The sequence below is a fragment of the Exiguobacterium sp. s95 genome, assembly GCF_018618655.1.
GTDB lineage: Bacteria > Bacillota > Bacilli > Exiguobacteriales > Exiguobacteriaceae > Exiguobacterium_A > Exiguobacterium_A oxidotolerans.
This window is the reverse complement of record NZ_JACSMM010000001.1, coordinates 598,805-617,667: the sequence shown is the minus strand read 5'-3', so window position 1 is coordinate 617,667 and position 18,863 is coordinate 598,805. Positions and strand designations below refer to the sequence as shown.

The 18,863-nt window shown below is 43.1% G+C and carries 17 protein-coding genes; 12 read left to right on the top strand and 5 right to left on the bottom strand.

Translation table 11 applies throughout. The annotated features are described in order from the left end of the window. Positions 1-23: 23 nt before the first annotated feature. The 4 genes from KNP99_RS03430 (at position 24) to KNP99_RS03415 (ending at position 4,294) form a co-directional block, all read left to right on the top strand. Complete coding sequence (locus KNP99_RS03430; RefSeq protein ID WP_088837295.1) at positions 24-1,370, top strand: sodium-dependent transporter; 1,347 nt, start codon at positions 24-26, stop codon at positions 1,368-1,370. A 342-nt stretch (positions 1,371-1,712) separates the two neighbouring features. After that, complete coding sequence (locus KNP99_RS03425) at positions 1,713-2,459, top strand: 5-bromo-4-chloroindolyl phosphate hydrolysis family protein (RefSeq protein WP_088837294.1); 747 nt, start codon at positions 1,713-1,715, stop codon at positions 2,457-2,459. Next, positions 2,446-3,672: a toxic anion resistance protein gene (locus tag KNP99_RS03420; RefSeq protein ID WP_051667285.1), complete on the top strand. Its 1,227-nt coding sequence runs from the start codon at positions 2,446-2,448 to the stop codon at positions 3,670-3,672. Before KNP99_RS03425 ends, KNP99_RS03420 begins: the two co-directional genes overlap by 14 nt. A 46-nt stretch (positions 3,673-3,718) precedes the next feature. Further along, positions 3,719-4,294, top strand: a complete 576-nt coding sequence (locus KNP99_RS03415) for a deoxycytidylate deaminase (protein ID WP_088837293.1) — start codon at positions 3,719-3,721, stop codon at positions 4,292-4,294. 250 nt (positions 4,295-4,544) lie between these two features. On the opposite strand, the gene KNP99_RS03410 is transcribed toward KNP99_RS03415, so the two are convergent. After that, positions 4,545-5,030 carry a hypothetical protein gene (locus KNP99_RS03410; RefSeq protein WP_088837292.1) on the bottom strand — a complete coding sequence of 162 codons (486 nt, stop codon included), beginning with the start codon at positions 5,028-5,030 and terminating at the stop codon, positions 4,545-4,547. Positions 5,031-5,174: 144 nt separating this feature from the next. Between KNP99_RS03410 and KNP99_RS03405 the strand changes: the two genes are divergently transcribed. The 3 genes from KNP99_RS03405 to KNP99_RS03395 are packed head-to-tail and all read left to right on the top strand — an operon-like array spanning position 5,175 to position 7,725. Continuing rightward, positions 5,175-6,365 (top strand): HD domain-containing protein, encoded by a 1,191-nt coding sequence (locus tag KNP99_RS03405; RefSeq protein WP_214845113.1) that lies wholly within the window; start codon positions 5,175-5,177, stop codon positions 6,363-6,365. Positions 6,366-6,377: 12 nt separating this feature from the next. Beyond that, a complete protein-coding gene (locus KNP99_RS03400) occupies positions 6,378-7,337 on the top strand; it encodes a CobW family GTP-binding protein (RefSeq protein ID WP_214845111.1) in 960 nt (319 codons plus the stop codon). Next, a complete protein-coding gene (locus KNP99_RS03395) occupies positions 7,330-7,725 on the top strand; it encodes a ribonuclease HI family protein (RefSeq protein WP_029330538.1) in 396 nt (131 codons plus the stop codon). Before KNP99_RS03400 ends, KNP99_RS03395 begins: the two co-directional genes overlap by 8 nt. A gap of 57 nt (positions 7,726-7,782) precedes the next feature. Here KNP99_RS03395 and KNP99_RS03390 read toward each other — a convergent pair whose 3' ends face one another. Beyond that, complete coding sequence (locus KNP99_RS03390; RefSeq protein ID WP_214765092.1) at positions 7,783-9,075, bottom strand: hemolysin family protein; 1,293 nt, start codon at positions 9,073-9,075, stop codon at positions 7,783-7,785. Positions 9,076-9,194: 119 nt separating this feature from the next. Here KNP99_RS03390 and fumC point away from each other — a divergent pair, with 119 nt between their 5' ends. From fumC to KNP99_RS03375, 3 genes are all read left to right on the top strand, one after another. Beyond that, a complete protein-coding gene (gene fumC, locus KNP99_RS03385) occupies positions 9,195-10,589 on the top strand; it encodes a class II fumarate hydratase (protein ID WP_088837288.1) in 1,395 nt (464 codons plus the stop codon). Positions 10,590-10,672: 83 nt separating this feature from the next. After that, positions 10,673-12,193 carry a GGDEF domain-containing protein gene (locus KNP99_RS03380; protein WP_088837287.1) on the top strand — a complete coding sequence of 507 codons (1,521 nt, stop codon included), beginning with the start codon at positions 10,673-10,675 and terminating at the stop codon, positions 12,191-12,193. Between the two features lie 297 nt (positions 12,194-12,490). Continuing rightward, on the top strand, positions 12,491-12,709 hold the full coding sequence (locus KNP99_RS03375; protein ID WP_088837286.1) for a hypothetical protein: 219 nt from the start codon (positions 12,491-12,493) through the stop codon (positions 12,707-12,709). 68 nt (positions 12,710-12,777) lie between these two features. On the opposite strand, the gene KNP99_RS03370 is transcribed toward KNP99_RS03375, so the two are convergent. Then, complete coding sequence (locus tag KNP99_RS03370) at positions 12,778-13,641, bottom strand: AraC family transcriptional regulator (RefSeq protein WP_214765090.1); 864 nt, start codon at positions 13,639-13,641, stop codon at positions 12,778-12,780. A 270-nt stretch (positions 13,642-13,911) separates the two neighbouring features. On the opposite strand from KNP99_RS03370, the gene KNP99_RS03365 reads away from it, so the two are divergent. Further along, complete coding sequence (locus KNP99_RS03365; RefSeq protein WP_088837284.1) at positions 13,912-15,111, top strand: MFS transporter; 1,200 nt, start codon at positions 13,912-13,914, stop codon at positions 15,109-15,111. 21 nt (positions 15,112-15,132) lie between these two features. Next, positions 15,133-17,409 (top strand): alpha-galactosidase, encoded by a 2,277-nt coding sequence (locus KNP99_RS03360; protein ID WP_214801810.1) that lies wholly within the window; start codon positions 15,133-15,135, stop codon positions 17,407-17,409. A gap of 169 nt (positions 17,410-17,578) precedes the next feature. Here KNP99_RS03360 and KNP99_RS03355 read toward each other — a convergent pair whose 3' ends face one another. Together KNP99_RS03355 and KNP99_RS03350 are read right to left on the bottom strand one after the other, a co-directional pair. After that, on the bottom strand, positions 17,579-18,055 hold the full coding sequence (locus KNP99_RS03355; RefSeq protein ID WP_088837282.1) for a dihydrofolate reductase: 477 nt from the start codon (positions 18,053-18,055) through the stop codon (positions 17,579-17,581). Beyond that, the gene (locus KNP99_RS03350) at positions 18,052-18,846 is read right to left on the bottom strand and encodes a thymidylate synthase (protein WP_088837281.1); all 795 of its coding nucleotides are present in this window, start codon (positions 18,844-18,846) and stop codon (positions 18,052-18,054) included. Before KNP99_RS03350 ends, KNP99_RS03355 begins: the two co-directional genes overlap by 4 nt. Positions 18,847-18,863: the final 17 nt, after the last annotated feature.

Sequence of the window (18,863 nt, the reverse complement as noted above, 5' to 3'; positions counted from 1 at the left end):
TTTTGAAAAGGAGGTGGAGTACCATGAAAAGCAATGCATGGGCTTCAAAAGTTGGGTTTATCTTAGCAGCAGCAGGATCAGCGATTGGACTCGGTGCGATATGGAAGTTTCCATATACGACAGGAACGAATGGTGGAGGCGCTTTTTTACTACTATTTTTAGTGTTCACCTTGCTCCTCGGTCTCCCGGTATTGATTGCAGAATTTTTAATCGGTCGAACGAGTGGAAAAACGGCGTTGCGCGCTTTCGAAGAGTTGGGGCATAAGAAATTCACCTTTATTGGCGTGTTAGGTGTCATCACCTGTTTCTTACTCTTATCCTTTTACAGCGTCATCGGGGGATGGGTATTGATTTATACGGTTCTTGGTTTTTCCGGAAATTTGACTTCCATGAGTGGGGATCAGTTAGGAGAACTCTTCGGAACGATATCCGCCTCTCCACTCTATGCGATTTTAGGCCAAGTCGTATTCCTCATCATTACGGGATTAATCGTCTTGCGAGGTGTTCAGTCGGGAATTGAAAAAATGAGTAAAATCTTGATGCCATTATTATTCCTTTGTTTCATTATATTAGTGAGTCGGTCATTGACCCTTGAAGGTGCAAGTGAAGGGGTTCGTTTCTTCATCGAACCGGATTTCTCAGCGCTGAACCGGACATCGGTCCTGAGTGCGCTCGGACAAGCCTTCTTTTCATTATCGCTCGGCGTCTCCGCAATGTTGACGTATGCCTCGTATATGAAAGAGCGTGGTCAAATCAATCGGTCAGCAGGATGGATCGTCTCTTTAAACATCGTCGTGTCACTACTAGCCGGATTCGCGATCTTCCCAGCGGTCTTCGCTTCAGGTCTTGATCCTGCTGAAGGTCCTTCACTCTTATTCATCGTGTTACCAACAGTATTCAGCCAAGTCCAATTTGGAACAGTCTTCTTAACGTTGTTTTTCTTACTCTTTGCTTTCGCGTCGATCACTTCTTCAATCGCGATGCTAGAAGTTGTGGTTTCATCGATTACTGATCGAAAAGAAGATGCGACCGTCCAAAATAAGAAACGTAATACGATTATTACGACAATCCTTGTCGCAATAGTAGGTGTTCCATCAGCACTCTCCTTTGGAGTCGCGAGCGACATCATGTGGTTCGATAAGACAATTTTTGATTGGATGGATTTCCTCGTATCGAATATTTTGATGCCAATCGGTGCACTCTTGATTTCAATATTTGCTGGATTTAAACTTGATCGGGCGATTGTCGAACGTGAGCTAGCGACAGGTCCCCTGTTAAAACGAATGATTCCATTTTGGCGCTTTAGTGTATGCTACTTGAGTCCGCTCGCCATTTTAATCATTCTGATTTGGCCACTCGTATTCTCTTGAATGTTTGATTGAATCAGAATATGATCACGAGCACTAGCTTTCGTTTTGATTAACGGAAGCTAGTTTTTTTGATGAAAGTGATTTTTGAATAATCGAAAAATCTTATGCGTATATGTTACTCAAGAAAAGTAAAAAGTAAAAAGTAGATGCAATCCATTCAGCATCGTACATCTAGAGACGGATGCGGCCGGTGAAAGATTATGGTGAAATAAAGAGTAGAGAGGACTAACATTTATCGAAAACGGGAAACTTTTTGTTAAGACATCCGTAATGGTAAGATATAAGAAACAGTAGATTCATTCATGACACAAATAGATGGAGTCAATAGAAAGAGGGGATGACATGAAATCTTCTACATGGTGGATTTTCGGATCGATTGGTTTGATGTTCGTATTTCTTCAGATAGCAGATACGTTAAACTTTTCCGGAATCTTCGTAGCGCTCGGTTTATGGTTCATTTGGAGCGGTTACCGGGCGAAACCCGGGAAGCGGTACCGGACAGAACGAAAATCAACAGAGATAAAACGACAAAATGTCAAAAAGAAATTGTTACTCGATGATGATGATCAATTTGTCGGAAGCGTCATCTTAAAGCCTGAACAAGCGACGCGCAGATTTGATGAAACGGATGATTTGGAGTTGCAAGTCTTGCAACGGACCGTCGAAGAAGGTTTCGTAAAGTTACAGGCATTCGATGGCATTATCCCATCGATCCGAGACAGCGAAGTACGTTCAGATATGCGAATCGTCTCGCGCGAAGCACATGTGTTATTTGAAGAATTATTTAATGCACCACGTGAAGTAAAAAAAGTACGCGACTTCTTCACGTTTTATCTCGATTCCTTATTATCGATTTCAGAAAAATTCGCAGATTTAGAACGACGTGGGGCTCAAGTGCAATTTGATACACGCGAACAACTGCAAGCGAACTTGAAGATGATTGCTCAAAAATTAAAACAACACCAATCCTTGCTGTTAGAAGGGGATACGGTCGACTTAGAGCGTGAACTTTTAACGATTGAAAAAGTTTTGGCACAAGAATCGGAACAAAGAAAACAGGAGGAGAGTTATAAACATGACCCATTCTGATAACAATTCATGGCAAGAGTGGCCGGACGAATCCAAAACAGAGGAACAGGCACAACCAACGATTTCTGATCCATCAGTTGACCTGAATCTTGCGGAAACACCAAAACACCGGACGCCAGTTCGTCCGGTTGAAGAAATGATTCCAAGTGACGTTCCAGCTGAACAGCGTCAAAAAATCGAACGTTTACTTCAAGTGATTGATTTGAATAAATCCGATGCCGTCATGCAATTCGGAGCACCGGTTCAACGGGAACTCTCGCAATTTTCAGATCAAGTGTTAAGCGAAGTCAAAATGAAAGATGGTGGCGACGCCGGAAAACTGTTGTCGGATTTAATGCAACGTGTCCGTCAAATGGATCCGGATTCGTTACAAGAAAAGAAAAGCTTTTGGTCAAACGTTCCCGTCATCGGACGGGCGAAGAAAAAAGCGGAGACCTACTTCTTACAATATGAAAAGATGAGTGCTTATTTAGAAGAGGTCGTTCATAATTTAGATCGTTCGAAGTTCGGCTTAATGAAAGATATTACGTTACTTGATCAAATGTATCAAAAAAATCGACGTTACTTCGAGGAACTAAATCTTTACATCGCAGCGGGTGAGACGAAGATTGCACACGTCAGAGAAAATGAGATCGAACCGCTTCGGACAGAAGTCGAGGTTTCACGTGACCAGACGAAACTACAAGAATTAAATGATTTGATTCAATTGACGGACCGGTTCGAGAAAAAAATTCACGACTTAAAGTTATCACGTACGATCAGTCTTCAAATGGCACCGCAAATCCGTGTCATTCAGCAGAATAACCAGATTCTTGCTGAAAAAATTGAATCTGCAGTCGTCAATACGATTCCACTTTGGAAAAACCAAGTCGTCCTCTCACTCAGTCTGTCTAGGCAAAAGAGTGCTTTGCAGATGCAAAAGGATGTTACAAATACGACGAATCAATTGCTCGAACAAAATTCACGTCTCTTAAAAGATTCATCGATCGAAATCGCAGAAGAGAATGAAAAAGGAATCGTATCGGTCGAATCGTTAAAAGTCGCGCATCAAAATTTAATCGAGACGCTTGATGAGACACTGCGGATTCAACAAGATGGGAAGCAGAAACGTCGCGATGCAGAGCATGAGTTAGAGCGGATGGAAAATGAATTAAAACAAAAAGTCATTGAAGTCGCTTCGAAAAGTCGCGAATTACCAAATCAACGATACTAAGGGACACGTTTACGTGTTCCTTCGTATTGTTTAAGGAGTGAACGTTATGGATCCGAAACAAGAGAAATGGGATACGACCTGGTTACTGTTTGCCCAGATGATGGCAGAACGTCATTCGAAATGTGCGTCGAAGTCTGTCGCATGCGTCATCGTCAAGGATGAAAAGCCAATTTCGATTGGAATCAATGGAACACCGAGTCAGCATGTGAACTGCAACGAAATTTTTTTAAAGCAACACGGGGTTTTCTATAAATCAATCAATGAAAATGTGTTGGAATCTGATACTACTATACATAATGGCGAAGTTTTTTATCGTTGTAATAACCAACAAGAACATCATGAATGGTCAAAGCAACATGAAATTCATGCGGAGATTAATGCGTTAGGAAAACTTGCTGCGGATTCGACGAGTGCGCGTCATGCGACGGCTTATGTCACGCATAGTCCGTGTCACGCATGTAGTTTAGCTTTAATCGCTTCAAAAATTGATCGCGTCGTCTATACGACGGGTTATGAATACGGCGATGGATTAAACTTGATGCGCCAAAGCGGGATTGAAGTCGTACATTTGCCATTAACAGAACAATATTTTCTTGAGAAAATTTTAGATAAAGGCTTGTAAACGCTTCCATTGCATTGTATGATGAAATCAAGCATTGCCATGGTAATTATTCACTCTTCCATTCGGGTTGATTTCTAACGAGATCAACCCACTTTTTTTGAAAATCAATTGACAGAACCTCCAATATCTGTGATGATGATTATAGAATATGACGAAGCGGAATGCCGCATTTTCATAATATACACCTTTCAAGGAGCTGGAATGCCAGGTCGTTGAAAAAAAGTCCTGACTCACTCGAGTCAGGACTTTTTTAATGAGAGTAGGTGACGCGGGTTGACTCTTGTAGTCGACGTGCCCGAATCGAACACTTTTGTGCTGCTGCACCACACAGAACACGTTGTAGCCGTTGGCAAATGATATCGACTTGTGTCTGATGGAGAAAAAGTTTTTGGATGAGACGCGCGAAGATGGCATCGTATGAAGACAATTGTCTTTTGATTGCATTTGGTGTCATACTGTTCAGTTCTGCGGTGCTAAATCCCGCATCACTACTGAAAGCGGACAAGACGAGTAACTTGACGAGGTCGGATTGAACGTCGAGTCCGGCATGCTGTACTTGAATACAACATAAGTGGAGCTCCTGTTCGATTAAAGCCTGTAAAGGTGATTCATCTTTAGCCGTTATGCCATAGGCGACGACGGCCTGCCTCAGTTGAGCACGTGTTGCTGGATCGACTGTATCTCGCGCTGTGCGCATCACGACATCATAACTTGAAGAGAGTGAGCGAAGCATCATGAAAGTCCTCCTTAATTGGAAGTATTGTACATATGCATTCATCATAGCTGATTAAGTAAACGCTTACAATCATTCTTTTGTTTTGTACAGGTGGTGAGCGACTTTGATATGATGGACAATAGAGATGAGAGGAGTGATTCGGAAATGATTCGCTTATTTAAAGCAATTCCAGAGCAACAGATGCCACCTTACCTTGGGGATGAATTTGTGGTTGACGTATCAAATGCGTCAGGCGGCTTTTTGATTGAACGTCACGTTCCGGGAGAACAAATCGAAGAGACACTTTTAGTCGCTTCTGCGGAAATCAGAACGAGTCAGACAGGGCGTGAATGGTTACAGTTTACATTCAATTCATCGAGTGGTTCTTGTAAAGGAAAACAATGGTTGAATCAAGGAACGGCGGAAGAGGCGATGCGTCCTTATCTAGAGACGCGGATCGTCCACGTTACTGCCAAGGTCGAGGAATATCCCGTCGACTCAGGCAATAAGTCGTTGACTGTTCAACGCGTCAAGGCCGTCCATGATGTCGCTGGAACGACATTGTTACCTCAGATGCCGATGGAAGAGTCTGCGAGCGATTACCGGGATCAATTGATTGGCCTAGTCGAGCAAATGCAACAACCTTACCGCCAGCTTGCCCTGCGTTGTCTAAACTTGTATTGGGATGATTTTTCGACGAGACCAGCGGCATTGTTCCATCACCATGCCTATATTGGTGGGTTGATGAAGCACACTGCTTGTATGATGACGATCGCGGCAGGAATCTGTCAATCGGAGCGACCTTATTTGACGTTACTCAAGTGTATTCAAGAAGCAGAAGCTGATCATAAAAACGATTTATTTCAAGCTCCTGAGCGAGCGACACGTCAATTTGCCTGGGACGACAGCTTCGATTCTCTTTATCAGGCGGCACGGTCGATTACGCTTCTCGATCAAGAACCGAATCAGGATGAACTCTTGTTAGGTGTCTTGTTGCATGACATCGGAAAGATTTGGGAGTATAATCATCTCGGCGCAACACCAAGTCGCTTCACGGACTTACTGCAAGTCGATGCGGCAGAGGAAACGTTATCCGGTATTGCGATTGATCCGCTTGGAAGTCTAGTCGGACATATGCCATACGGCTGTTTTGTGTTCGAACGCGCGTTGCGTGACGAGGCACTCCGGATTCCGTTAGACATGCATCATCGGATGATGCATCTCATCTTATCGCATCATGGAAAAAAAGAATGGGGTTCAAGTGTCACGCCACAAACAACGGAATCCTGGTATTTGCATGCGATTGATTTACTCGACGCACGAAAAGAGAAATGGCGAACGGCACAACTGCTGTAAGGAGTGAAAGTTATGCAAGAACGAATTAAAACGACATTGATTACGGGTTTTTTAGGAGCGGGAAAAACGACACTGTTGAATCATATTGTCTCCCATCCGACCGAAAAGGTGGCGCTGCTCGTCAATGAGGTAGGATCAGTCCATATCGATGAAGCTTTGATTGAACGAAGTGACGAAGAGATGATTGAATTGACGAATGGATGCATCTGCTGTTCGATTCGTGGCGATTTACGAGAGGCGTTATTACGGATTGCTAAAAAACGACGCGCAGGTGAGATGGTATTCAATCGTTTATTGATTGAAACGACAGGAATTGCTGATCCGGGCCCAATCCTCCAAACATTCTACTTTGAACCGGCAATTGAACAACAATATCAACTCTCGAGCGTCATCACGGTCGTCGACGCGTACCATCTCGAACGAGAATTGACGTTTGAAGAGAATGTCAGACAAATTGGCTTTGCCGATGTTTTGTTACTGAATAAAGTGGATTTGGTACCGGATGCTGCACGAACCGACATCATCGCCCGGCTCGAAGTCTTGAATCCGACGGCACATATCATTCCGACAGTCGAGTCACGTGTCGAGGTAGCAAATTTATTTGAAACGTTCCATTTTCCAAAAGCGGAAGAAGAACGTTTATTACAACAAGATGATCGCTTCGAACGAGCGGCAGATTCGTTCACGGCATTGACGATTACGGAAGTGCAGCCGTTGAATCGGAATCGTTTCGGTGCCGTTTTGCGTGAAGTACTCGAAGCCTATGCGGAAGATTTATACCGCTATAAAGGAATCATTCATTTCGCGGATACGGATCAAAAGACGATTCTTCAAGGCACCGGAATGATTTACGGAACAGCAGTACGTGGAATGTTCGAGCAAGAGAAACAAACGACGCTAGTTTTCATCGGAAAAAATTTAGATGAACAAGCAATCCGAAAAGGTGTAAAGGCGGCGATTGAACATGGTTGAAATGTATTTTGATGGGGCTGTTCGGCCATCGAATGATGACGCGACGGTAGGAATCTTCTGTAAGAATTCCGCAGGAGAAGTCATCGAACGAACGTTTCGGATTACCGCGGTCAACAATCATGAAGCGGAATTCCAGGCGTTTGCACGAGCGGTCGAATTAGCGGAAGAGTTATTGAACGCAGGAGAAAGTGTCTTTTCGTTCCGGACGGACTCGGAAGCAGTTTCGTTAGCGGTCGAACGCGAGTTTGCCAAGAACAAGCGCATTCAAGTTTATTTTGATCCGGCATTCGAACGGTATTCACAATTACCACTGGCATTCGTCAAGTGGATTCCGCGGTCTGAAAATAAAGCGGACCGTGTGGCACGTGAAGCATTAAATGAGTTTTAATTTAAAAACGACCTGTTTGTCCGAGTAACTCGGTGCAATCAGGTCGTTTTTCTGATATTACAAATCAGGAGCGGCTTTTTCGATTAAGACTTGATCGATGCGACGTCCATCCAAATCAACGACTTCAAAACGATAATCGGCGATCATGACGTGACTGCCACGCTGTGGAAATTCGCCGAGTGTATATAAAATCAGTCCAGCTACCGTATGATACGCATTCTGGACTTCACCCGGGAGTGGTGTCGTCAAACCGAGCGTTCGTTTCAAATCATCGATATGCAACAATCCGTCTGCTAAATAGGAGCCATCACTTCGCATGATCAGCTCTGGTTCTTCCTCGATCGTTGAAATTTCTCCGACGAAGGCTTCCAATATATCAAATAATGTTATCATTCCTAAAAAACCACCGTATTCATCGAGGACAAAGGCAATCGAGACGGTTTCTTTCCGCATCCGCTCGAGTAAGTCTGTTGCTTTAAGCTGTCGAGGGACAATAAGCGGTGTCTGGATGTAGCGTTCAATCGTCAAGGCGGGAGTATCGGATGCTAAGACTTCTTTCGCATCGATATAGCCCACAAAATGATCCAAATCATCGTGTCCGACGGGCAAATTCCGGTGCTTCGCCCGACGTAAATCATTTAAGATTTGTTCAGGTGAATCGTTTAAATCAATCCACTCCGTGACGGTCCGGGGTTCCATTAATTCATAGGCGTATTGATCGTGGAACGCAAAGACACGAGAGACTTGTTCGGCTTCCGAATCTGCAAAGATTCCTTCCTGAGCACCACGAATCAACAACTGTTTCACTTCATCTTCTGTCTCATCTTCGCTTTCGAGACGATCGAGGCCAATCAATCGGAAAATGCCACTCGTCGACTTACTCAAAATGTAGATGAACGGACGAAGGAGTGTTGAAAAAAAACGCATCGGTTGGGCGAGCCACATCGTGACACGTTCCGGACTGACGAGAGCAATCCGTTTCGGGACTAATTCACCGATGACAAGTGAAATATACGTGATGATTGTGACGACGAAAATATATCCGAGCGTACTGGCATAGGCTTCAAGCCAAGAAAATTGACCGAGCCAGCGGATGACAGGTTGCGATAAAGCAGCGCCGCCGAACGCGCCGTTGACGATTCCAATCAAAGTGATGCCGACTTGGACCGTCGATAGTAAATCCGTCGGACGATCTAAAAAATCAAGTGCAATTTGGGCTGATTTTTTTCCTTCATCCGCATACTGTTGCAGTTTCTGGCGTTTTGAAGACAACAGCGCAAGTTCGGTCATTGCAAAAATCCCGTTTGCGACGATTAAAAGTAAGACAATCGTCAGATTGATAAACCACATACTGCATTCACTCCTTTTCGATTAACAAACTATTCCCCAAACAACGCTCTATCATTCCCATTCAACGTTTTTTCCGTTAAACTGATAAGGTGTAAGATGAAAAAAAGGGGGAAACAACAATGGAATATCGTTTAGAGCGAGACACGATGGGGGAAATTCGTGTTTTGGATTCAAAGGAATGGGGCGCACAAACACAACGGAGTTTAGAGAACTTTAAAATCGGTACAGAAAAGATGCCAATCGAAATTATTCGTGCCTTTGCCGTCTTAAAAAAAGGCGCAGCGTTAGCCAATCGAGACCTCGGTGTACTCGACCGGGAAAAGGCAGACGTGATTGCAGAAGTTTGTGACGAGATCATCGCGGGGCAATTCGATGAGGAGTTTCCACTGGTCGTGTGGCAGACGGGGTCCGGCACACAATCGAACATGAACGTCAACGAAGTGATTGCACGCGTTGGGACACGTAAGTTACAAGAACGTGGCAGCGACTTGACGATTCATCCGAATGATGACGTCAATAAATCACAAAGTTCAAATGATACATATCCGACGGCCATGCACATCGCAGCCAAAACGGTCGTCATTGATGACTTGTTCCCGGCGATTGAAGCCATTCATGCGACGCTTGACGAAAAAGCGAAGGCATTTTCTGACATCGTCAAGATTGGACGGACACATTTACAAGACGCGACACCGATTACACTCGGTCAGGAAATCAGCGGCTGGGTCCGAATGCTCGATTTATCGAAAAAAATGATTACGTTGACGCTTGATCCATTGACGGAACTCGCGATTGGAGGAACGGCTGTCGGGACAGGGATCAATGCGCACCCAGAGTTCGGGGACCGGGCTGCTGAAAAAATGAGTCAAGAGACAGGAAAAGCATTCGTCAGCGCTGAGAACAAATTTCATGCCTTGACGAGCCATGATCAGCTTGTCTTCGCGCATGGTGCCATTAAAGCGCTTGCGATGGACGCGATGAAAATCGCCAATGATGTCCGCTGGCTCGCGTCAGGTCCACGAGCAGGAATTGGTGAAATCACGATTCCTGAAAATGAGCCGGGTAGTTCAATCATGCCAGGGAAAGTCAATCCGACACAGAGTGAAGCATTGACGATGGTCGCGGCACAAGTGCTTGGAAATGATGCGACGATTGGATTTGCTGCGAGCCAGGGAAACTTTGAGCTGAATGTCTTCAAACCGGTCATTATGTATAATTTCATTCAGTCCGTTCGTCTGTTGACGGACGCGCTCCATTCATTCAACGACCACTGCGCAGTTGGTATCGAGCCGGAGCGAGCAGTCATCGATGAAAATGTAGAGCGCTCGCTCATGCTCGTCACAGCCTTAAATCCACACATCGGGTATGAAAATGCAGCGAAGATTGCAAAAGCTGCACATAAGAATGGAACGACGTTAAAAGAAGCGGCATTGGCGACAGGATTATTGACAGAAGAACAATATGACTCCTGGATTGTTCCAGCCGATATGATTAGTCCGAATTTAAAGGCTTAATTTGAAAGTGAGGGTGCCTCCCTCGCTTTCTCTTCACTCGAAGCAACACTGCTTCGGTTGTAGAGAAAGAGGGGGAGGATGTTTTGAGAAATAAACAAATGCAGTTGGAGAAACAAATCAATCAGACGATTCTGATGGTAGAACGTTTATTGCGGATGGAATCCGTCCCGACAGCGGAATTACTAGTGTTCGCCAGTTGGCTTGAGCGGCTCGGTCAACAAGAAAGCATGGAGTTCTTTGCGCGACAAGCGACGCGGCTTGAACAAGAACTTCCTTCAGAAGAAAAGACGATTGGTCATGAGGTGGTAAAACTTCAATTACGACCTGTCATCGACTATTTATCTGCATATGGTCGTAAAAAAATGGTCCGAAAAGAATTAATCGTCTCAATCACGAAACGGTTTCTTGATAATGTCCAGTGGAAAAAGGCGTTAGAAAACGAACGTTACATGACCCGTTTTTTTGGATCAGTCGAAGATATGCTTGAGGTCGGTTACGATTTACCGACGGATGCATTGTTGATTGACTATGAACTTGTCCGGGCTTCAAAAAAGGTACAGCTAGATAAGTTAATCAAAAAATTAGAGGCGACGTTCACCCCTTTGATTATTATCGGAGAGGAAAATCAACAGACGCGTCAATATTGTTACCAGCTCGGAGCAGATGATTACTGGGATGAAACGGTGACGCTCATCGAACGACAAATCCGGTTGAAACGGCTACTACATAAGCTGCGAATTGTCTCATCTACGATTCTTGTTGATGAACTGACCGGGGCGTTCAATCGTAAATACTTACAGAATGCTTTTCAACGGCGTGTGTCACGCCTTGCGCGTGACGGTCAATTATTTGCACTGGCAATCTTTGATCTCGATCATTTTAAGCGGATTAACGATTTACACGGACATCCGACAGGGGATCTCGTGCTATCTGAGCTTGCATCTTTAACGAAACAAGCAATTCGCCAAGAGGATGAAATGATTCGATTTGGTGGAGAGGAATTCATGTTGCTCTTTAGTACAGAGCATGTGGAAGCTGCCTGTGTAACGATGGGGAAAGTTCGGGAACGAATCGAACGGCATACATTTCCTAACGGTCTAAAGGTCACCGTTTCAATCGGTGTAACGCTTGTCTCTCAACCATCGTTCGACCTTGAAGAGATGACATCCGAAGCAGATGAAGCACTTTATCAAGCTAAACGAAAAGGACGGAACCGTGTCGTGGCGTACTCGGTCGCAACGGAAAAAGAAAAGATTGAAGGCTTGATAAAAATTGACGGAATGCCTTTGCAGAACTTGAGTCAGCTTGACGTACCGGAGCATCCAAAATATCATTTCCGTGTGTTACCATACGAGGATCCGGCAGAGGCTGTAATGCAACTTAACTTTGTTCCGTTATCTATGATTGCGGAAGCGGATTTCCGTCTGCTCGATCAATGGAAACACGAACGCGAACATACGATTGAAACGATTGTTACTGTCATGGAGGAAAGTACGCTGCTTGGAGAAGCATTACAACGGGGGGTCGTCGATTACTGTCTACTTCCCCTCGAATCGAATCAAATCGAAGAACAGATTCGGCAATGGGTGCTTCGGTTATCATGATTCTTTCGATGTGATGGTTTGCGCACTATAAGTTGATGATTACGATATTTCCCGGAAGTCTTGCATATCCTCGAATGCTTCATAGCACTTGATTGGAGAAGATATCTATTTCAGTACGGACTAAGTAAATTATAATAAATCAATGTTATCCTATTCGTTATTTTCCGATTCAATTAAGCATAGATATGATATGTTAAATTTAGCTGGTCAGGGTGAAATTTTAAGGCCGACTCAAGTCATCGACTTATCATAGCACCATCACTGTTGCGACAGGCAGACGGTTTAGGGAGGTTCATAATGACACAATTTAAAGCAGTTGCTGAAGATATGTATCAAACGCTTCTTACGAAGGAACATCAATTGATAGAATTGATTAAAGCTCAGAATAAACCGGACGATGAATTGGAACGGACTTTATTTGCGATTCGCGTTGCAAAGGATATTCTTGAAAATCGAGTTGTTTTTGGAAAAACAGTAACCATTACATATCCGCAAGGACAGTTAATCTTACGGTAAATGTATTAAAAAATAAGGAAATTCCTTTTAGAGTACGTCTAAAAGGAATTTCCTTATTTGCAGTGTGGCTAAAAAGATAATTGTGCTTTCTTTTTACGAAATTCACTTGGTGAATAACTACTTTCTTTTCGGAATACTTTATTGAAGTAATTTGAATTTGGATAACCTATTTCTTTAGCGATTTGATCAATTGTTTTAGACGTCTCTGTTAAGAGGGCAGCAGCTCGTTCGACACGAAGCCGAGTAATGTAATGGTTTGGCGTCATACCGACAGTCTTTTTGAACAAGCGCGAGAAATGGTGACGTGATAACCGAGCGACCGTCGCTAAGTCCTCAATACCCAACGAATCTGCATAATGTTCATGGGCGTAAACTAAAGAACGAGCGATAGAGGGCGGTGTGTCGGTTAGCATGTCGGTTGGATTAGCAAGAAATGTTTCGAGTGCCATCAAAAAAGTATAACCAAGAGCCGAAGCTTGAAATCCATCTGAAATCGTATCACTTGCTGCTGCATCATAAATAGTGGTTAATCGTTTAATCGGTTCAGATTCCGGATGAAAGCGGACGACAGGACCGAATCGTTTTCGTAGCTTAGTGAAGCAAAGGTTAGCAATTTCACCTTGTAATGTAATATAGATGAACGTCCAATCAGGCTCTCCCTCAATGACACCATATTCAAAATCACTTGGAACAGAAACAATGAAGCCATGTCCGGGGTCAAGTCTATAATTTTTTCCATCTATACGTAATTGACCTGTGCCGGAAAGTGTATATTGAAAAATCAGACTTCCTTTATCGCGACGCTCTAATCCATTCCACTGATAGAGAGAGGATGTTTGATGATCTTTTCCAACCGACCAGATTTGAACAATATCATTTACGAATTCCGGAAAACGAAAAGCATAAGAACCATATTCAATCTCATTTGTCATATCATTTCTCCTGATAGCATAAATTAGCTAATTAAAAAGCATAAAATGATTAAATAAAACTAAAAATATTTAAAAATAATCATTTCAAATATTTATTTCGTAAATATAGCATAAAATAACATAGAAAACGCTCTAAATTTAAAAAAAGAGCACAATAAGACGTAAAATGAAGAAGAAATAGCTTCTTGTGATAACGCTTACAAAAAAATAAACTAATTATAACGAATTCAGTACTTCATACATCATTTAAAGGAAACGGGGTCTATTGTAATGGAATGGAAACAACACTTTGACACACCTAAAAAGGTAGCTGCGCTGATCATTATGTTCTTTGTTATGTTTACGCTTGGAGCAATTAATTATTCAAAAGGAGTAATACTCCCGCGTGCCCAAGAGGATTTAGGGTTTGGTTATAACGACATTGGCATAATGATGGGAATTTACTATACGGGATTTTTCTTATCAAGTTTATTTGGAGGATACATATCAGATAAACGCGGTATCCGGTTCATGATGGCAGGTGGAACGATCATTATGATAATCGGTTTGACTGGTACAGGATTTTCAAACAATTTTGCAATATTTGCTTTGTTTTATGCGATCGTCGGGATAGGGCTTGGAACGATGACGATTGGTTCAAATGCAATTGTTCCACCCATTTTTCCACAAAAACAAGGCTTAATGTTTAACGTCATGATGGGAGTATACGGAATTGGTGCATTCATTGCTCCGCTCCTTTTGAACTATCTATTTGGCGTTGCTGTATCTTGGCGTACAATCTATATCGTACTCGGGGTTACTTTAATCCTCTTTGCATTCTATACACTGAAGGCGCCAATGCCTAAGCAAACTGTTGAAAAGGAAGCCCTTGATTTAAAACAATTTTTTGGGATGTTAAAAAATCGTCAGTTCGTTTTATTGATGTTGTTACTAACACTATACGTTGGGGCGGAAGCGGGATTTGCCAGTTGGCTTCCAGCCTATCTTGAAGGAATTCAACTGGAAGAAGCCCGTTCAAAAGGTGCGTTGTATCTTTCAATTTTCTTCGCTGTTTTTACAATAGGACGTTTACTGGGGGGAATCATCGTCGATCGATACGGTGAAAAACGAGTGATTTTCGTTTTTGCATCTCTTGCTATTTTGACATTTAGCTTCGCTAAATTCGGTCCAGATTCGATTGCCATATTATATGGTGTGTCAGGTGCATTTTTTTCAGTCATTTTCCCGACGGCAATTGCGCTCGCTACATCGCTATTTAAAAATGCGGGGTCAGCACTTGGGTTTTTATATACGGCAGCAGGTCTAGGTGCGATGTTTTCAACTTGGCTCGTTGGATATATGATGGAATTTGTCGGTGTTCGTGCTGGTTTTAACTTACCGCTGTTCTTCTTGATAGGGGTTGTACTCTGTACATTCTTCATCAAGGATCAAGTCAAAGAAGTGAAACGTAATCAGGAAGAAGCTTCTTAAAAGAGAAAGGAGGAATTTTCTATGGCGATTTATTACAATAGTTCACCTACACCACAATTTCATATTCAAGGTAAGGATTTTAGCTATATTCTTCACGTTTTACCGAATGGTCAGCTTGGTCATTTATATTATGGAAGAAAAATCAGGCATCAAAAGAATTTTTCACATCTTATGCGCCAAGTACCACGAGCAACCCTTTCATGTGTCACAGAGGGTGACCTTGCTTTTTCGTTAGAAACGACACAACAGGAATTTCCGAGTTACGGTACGACGGATTATCGCGAACCTGCATTCCAAGTCGTACATGAAACAGGGCATCGAATAAGTGAGTTAATATACGTATCACATGATCTTTTTAAAGGGAAATCGAAACTTGATGGTCTTCCTGCTACTTATGTAGAAGATGAAACAGAGGCAACAACCTTAAAAATAACGTTACGTGATGAACAATCCGGTCTTGAGACTATTTTGTCATACAGTGTTTTTGAACAGACAAATGCATTATCCCGTCAAGTTAAGTATTGTAATACGGGACAGGGACGACTTGAATTAACACGTGCACTCAGCATGTCAGTTGATTTAGACGATGCCGATTATGAACTGCTACAGCTATCAGGTGCGTGGGCGCGTGAACGACATTTAGAGCAACATCATTTACGTCCTGGGATACAGAGTATCTCAAGTACGCGAGGAACAAGTAGCAGTCAACACAATCCATTTTTGGCCTTGAAACGTCCCGGTACGACAGAGCATTCTGGTGAAGTATTCGGATTCAGCCTAATCTATAGTGGAAATTTCTTAGGGCAAATCGAAGTTGATCATTTTAATACGACCCGTGTCCAGCTTGGGATTCATCCATTTGATTTTAAATGGATACTTGATGCCACGGAACAATTCGAAACGCCGGAAGTCATTTTAGTATACTCGAATCAAGGTATCAACGAGATGAGTGAAACTTACCATCGTTTATACCGGACACGATTAGCGAGAGGTGTTTGGCGTGATCGTGAACGACCAACCTTGATTAATAATTGGGAAGCAACTTATTTTGACTTTGATGAAGATAAAATTGTTACGATTGCACAAACTGCACAGAAACTAGGTGTTGAATTGTTTGTTCTCGATGACGGATGGTTCGGTCAAAGAGAAGATGACACAACATCTCTTGGTGATTGGTATATCAATGAAAAGAAACTTCCAAATGGAATGCCACACCTTGTCAACCGGATCAGACAGACTGGACTGTCATTTGGTTTATGGTTTGAACCGGAAATGGTGTCAAAAAAAAGCCGACTATTCCAGGAACATCCGGACTGGATTATCGAAGTACCTGGCTATCATCATTCACATGGGCGTCATCAATATGTACTTGATTTTTCCCGCGAAGAGGTTGTAGATCATCTCTTTGAACAAATGACTACTATATTAGGAAGTGCCGACATATCTTACGTCAAATGGGATATGAACCGGTATATGACTGAAATTGGTTCTGCTACGTTACCGTATGAGCGACAGCAGGAAGTCGCACACCGATATATTTTAGGGGTTTATGCACTTTACGAACGATTAATCGAAGCGTTTCCAGCTATTTTATTTGAATCGTGTGCAAGCGGGGGGGCCAGATTTGATCCTGGTATGTTGTATTATGCACCACAAGCTTGGGCCAGTGATGATACGGATGCAGTCGAACGATTAAAAATTCAATATGGAACGTCAATTGTTTATCCGCTCAGTTCTATAGGAGCACATGTATCGGCTGTACCGAATCATCAAGTCCACCGTCATACGAGTCTTGCCACTCGTGCAAACGTAGCGTTCTTTGGTACATTCGGATATGAATTGGACATCACTAGACTGTCCTTCGAAGAGCAGGAAGAAATCAAGCAACAAATTCATTTTTTTAAGAAGCATCGTAAGTTATTGCACACGGGCATCTTTAAAAGATTAGTCAGTCCTTTTGACGGAGATGGCAACGAGACAGCATGGTCCGTCATCTCTGGAAATAAAGAAGAGGCCCTTATTGCTCACTATCAGGTATTAGCGCGTCCTAATCCACGTTTGAAACGGTTAAAGTTGAGCGGGCTTGATCCAGAGAAAAATTACAGGGTGAATGGAAACGTATATTCTGGTGATGAGCTTATGTACATCGGTCTGAGCTTACCAGAACCTTACACGGGAGCTGACTTGCAGCAAAAAAGCCAGCAAGGAGACTTTAGTTCAATTCTGTATCACTTGGTTGCTGTGCGAATCGAACAAAACTATCTGGAAAAGACGAGTTTTACAAAAGTGGTAAATTAATAAATAAAGTAAAGGAAGACTCTCAGTCGACATCGAAGGATTAATCAAAAATCTCTTGAACGAGGGACCTTTGATTTCGTGCTTCCCTTCCAATTTCATATGTGGAAGCGTTCTTAAACGATACAAAAAGATGACCCTGCTATGTAGTAAAAGGGGTCATCTTTTAATGTTATTGTTCAAAGCATTTTATCGAGAATGCAAATGTATTTTCTTTGTTAGCCGGATAAAATGCTTCTTCTAATAAAGTGAAGTGCGAAGGGATGGAGGGATAAAAAACATCCCCGTCGATCTCGGCTTCAATTTCGGTCACGTAGAGACGTTTTGCAACTGGCAAGGTTTGGCGGAACAGTTCGCCGCCCCCGATCAAAAAGACTTCTTCTTCTGAATTAATTATGGCAGAGAGTGAATCGAGATTGTACCAAATCGTGACACCGTCTGCTTGAAACTGTTCATCCCGCGTAACGACGATATTTTGTCGCCCGGGTAACGGACGTCCGATTGATTCAAAAGTCTTTCGCCCCATGATGATCGGTTTGCCAAGTGTCACGCGTTTAAAATGAGCGAGGTCAGCTGGAAGATGCCAAGGCATCTCATTATCACGACCGATGACACGATTTTTCGTATAGGCGACGATATGTGAAATCATACGGCGACGACTCCTTTAATGTGTGGATCAGGATCATACCCTTCGATGATGATATCTTCGAAACGGAAGTCCTCTATACGAGTCACTTCGCGGGCGAAACGGAGCCGTGGGAGTGGTTTGGGCGTCCGACTCAATTGAAGATTAACTTGATCCATGTGATTGGAGTAGATATGTGCATCTCCTAACGTATGGACAAAATCCCCGACTTCGAGTTTACAGACATGTGCGACCATATGTGTCAATAAGGCGTATGAGGCGATATTAAACGGTACTCCTAAAAAGACGTCTGCCGAACGCTGGTAGAGCTGACAAGAAAGTTTGCCGTCGGCGACGTAGAATTGAAACAAGAGGTGGCACGGCGGTAATGCCATCTCGTCTACTTGTCCCGGATTCCAGGCACTGACGATGAGGCGGCGAGAATCTGGATTTGTTTTGATTTGCTCGATGACATTTGCGAGTTGATCAACTGTCGTTCCGTCTGGCTTAGGAAAGGAACGCCATTGTGCTCCGTAAACCGGACCTAGATTCCCGTCTTCGTCTGCCCACTCATTCCAAATTCGAACTCCGTTTTCTTGTAGGTAAGCAATGTTCGTGTTCCCAGAAATGAACCAAATCAATTCATGGATGATTGATTTCATATGTAATTTCTTCGTCGTGACCATCGGAAATCCGTCCTTAAGCGGGAACCGCATTTGATGACCGAAGATGCTCGTCGTCCCGGTTCCCGTCCGATCTTCTTTTTTTGTCCCGTTCGTCAGAATTTCATGGCATAGGTCGTGATATTGTTTCATTTGCAAAACTCCCCCTC

Bases quoted from the DNA above. Each gene is read 5' to 3' on its own strand.
- KNP99_RS03355 (WP_088837282.1), bottom strand. From the start codon at position 18,055: ATGATTTCACATATCGTCGCCTATACGAAAAATCGTGTCATCGGTCGT.
- KNP99_RS03370 (WP_214765090.1), bottom strand. From the start codon at position 13,641: ATGACAAATGAGATTGAATATGGTTCTTATGCTTTTCGTTTTCCGGAA.
- KNP99_RS03365 (WP_088837284.1), top strand. From the start codon at position 13,912: ATGGAATGGAAACAACACTTTGACACACCTAAAAAGGTAGCTGCGCTG.
- KNP99_RS03430 (WP_088837295.1), top strand. From the start codon at position 24: ATGAAAAGCAATGCATGGGCTTCAAAAGTTGGGTTTATCTTAGCAGCA.
- KNP99_RS03350 (WP_088837281.1), bottom strand. From the start codon at position 18,846: ATGAAACAATATCACGACCTATGCCATGAAATTCTGACGAACGGGACA.
- KNP99_RS03410 (WP_088837292.1), bottom strand. From the start codon at position 5,030: ATGATGCTTCGCTCACTCTCTTCAAGTTATGATGTCGTGATGCGCACA.
- KNP99_RS03425 (WP_088837294.1), top strand. From the start codon at position 1,713: ATGAAATCTTCTACATGGTGGATTTTCGGATCGATTGGTTTGATGTTC.
- KNP99_RS03405 (WP_214845113.1), top strand. From the start codon at position 5,175: ATGATTCGCTTATTTAAAGCAATTCCAGAGCAACAGATGCCACCTTAC.
- KNP99_RS03400 (WP_214845111.1), top strand. From the start codon at position 6,378: ATGCAAGAACGAATTAAAACGACATTGATTACGGGTTTTTTAGGAGCG.
- KNP99_RS03390 (WP_214765092.1), bottom strand. From the start codon at position 9,075: ATGTGGTTTATCAATCTGACGATTGTCTTACTTTTAATCGTCGCAAAC.
- KNP99_RS03395 (WP_029330538.1), top strand. From the start codon at position 7,330: ATGGTTGAAATGTATTTTGATGGGGCTGTTCGGCCATCGAATGATGAC.
- KNP99_RS03375 (WP_088837286.1), top strand. From the start codon at position 12,491: ATGACACAATTTAAAGCAGTTGCTGAAGATATGTATCAAACGCTTCTT.
- KNP99_RS03420 (WP_051667285.1), top strand. From the start codon at position 2,446: ATGACCCATTCTGATAACAATTCATGGCAAGAGTGGCCGGACGAATCC.
- fumC (WP_088837288.1), top strand. From the start codon at position 9,195: ATGGAATATCGTTTAGAGCGAGACACGATGGGGGAAATTCGTGTTTTG.
- KNP99_RS03415 (WP_088837293.1), top strand. From the start codon at position 3,719: ATGGATCCGAAACAAGAGAAATGGGATACGACCTGGTTACTGTTTGCC.
- KNP99_RS03360 (WP_214801810.1), top strand. From the start codon at position 15,133: ATGGCGATTTATTACAATAGTTCACCTACACCACAATTTCATATTCAA.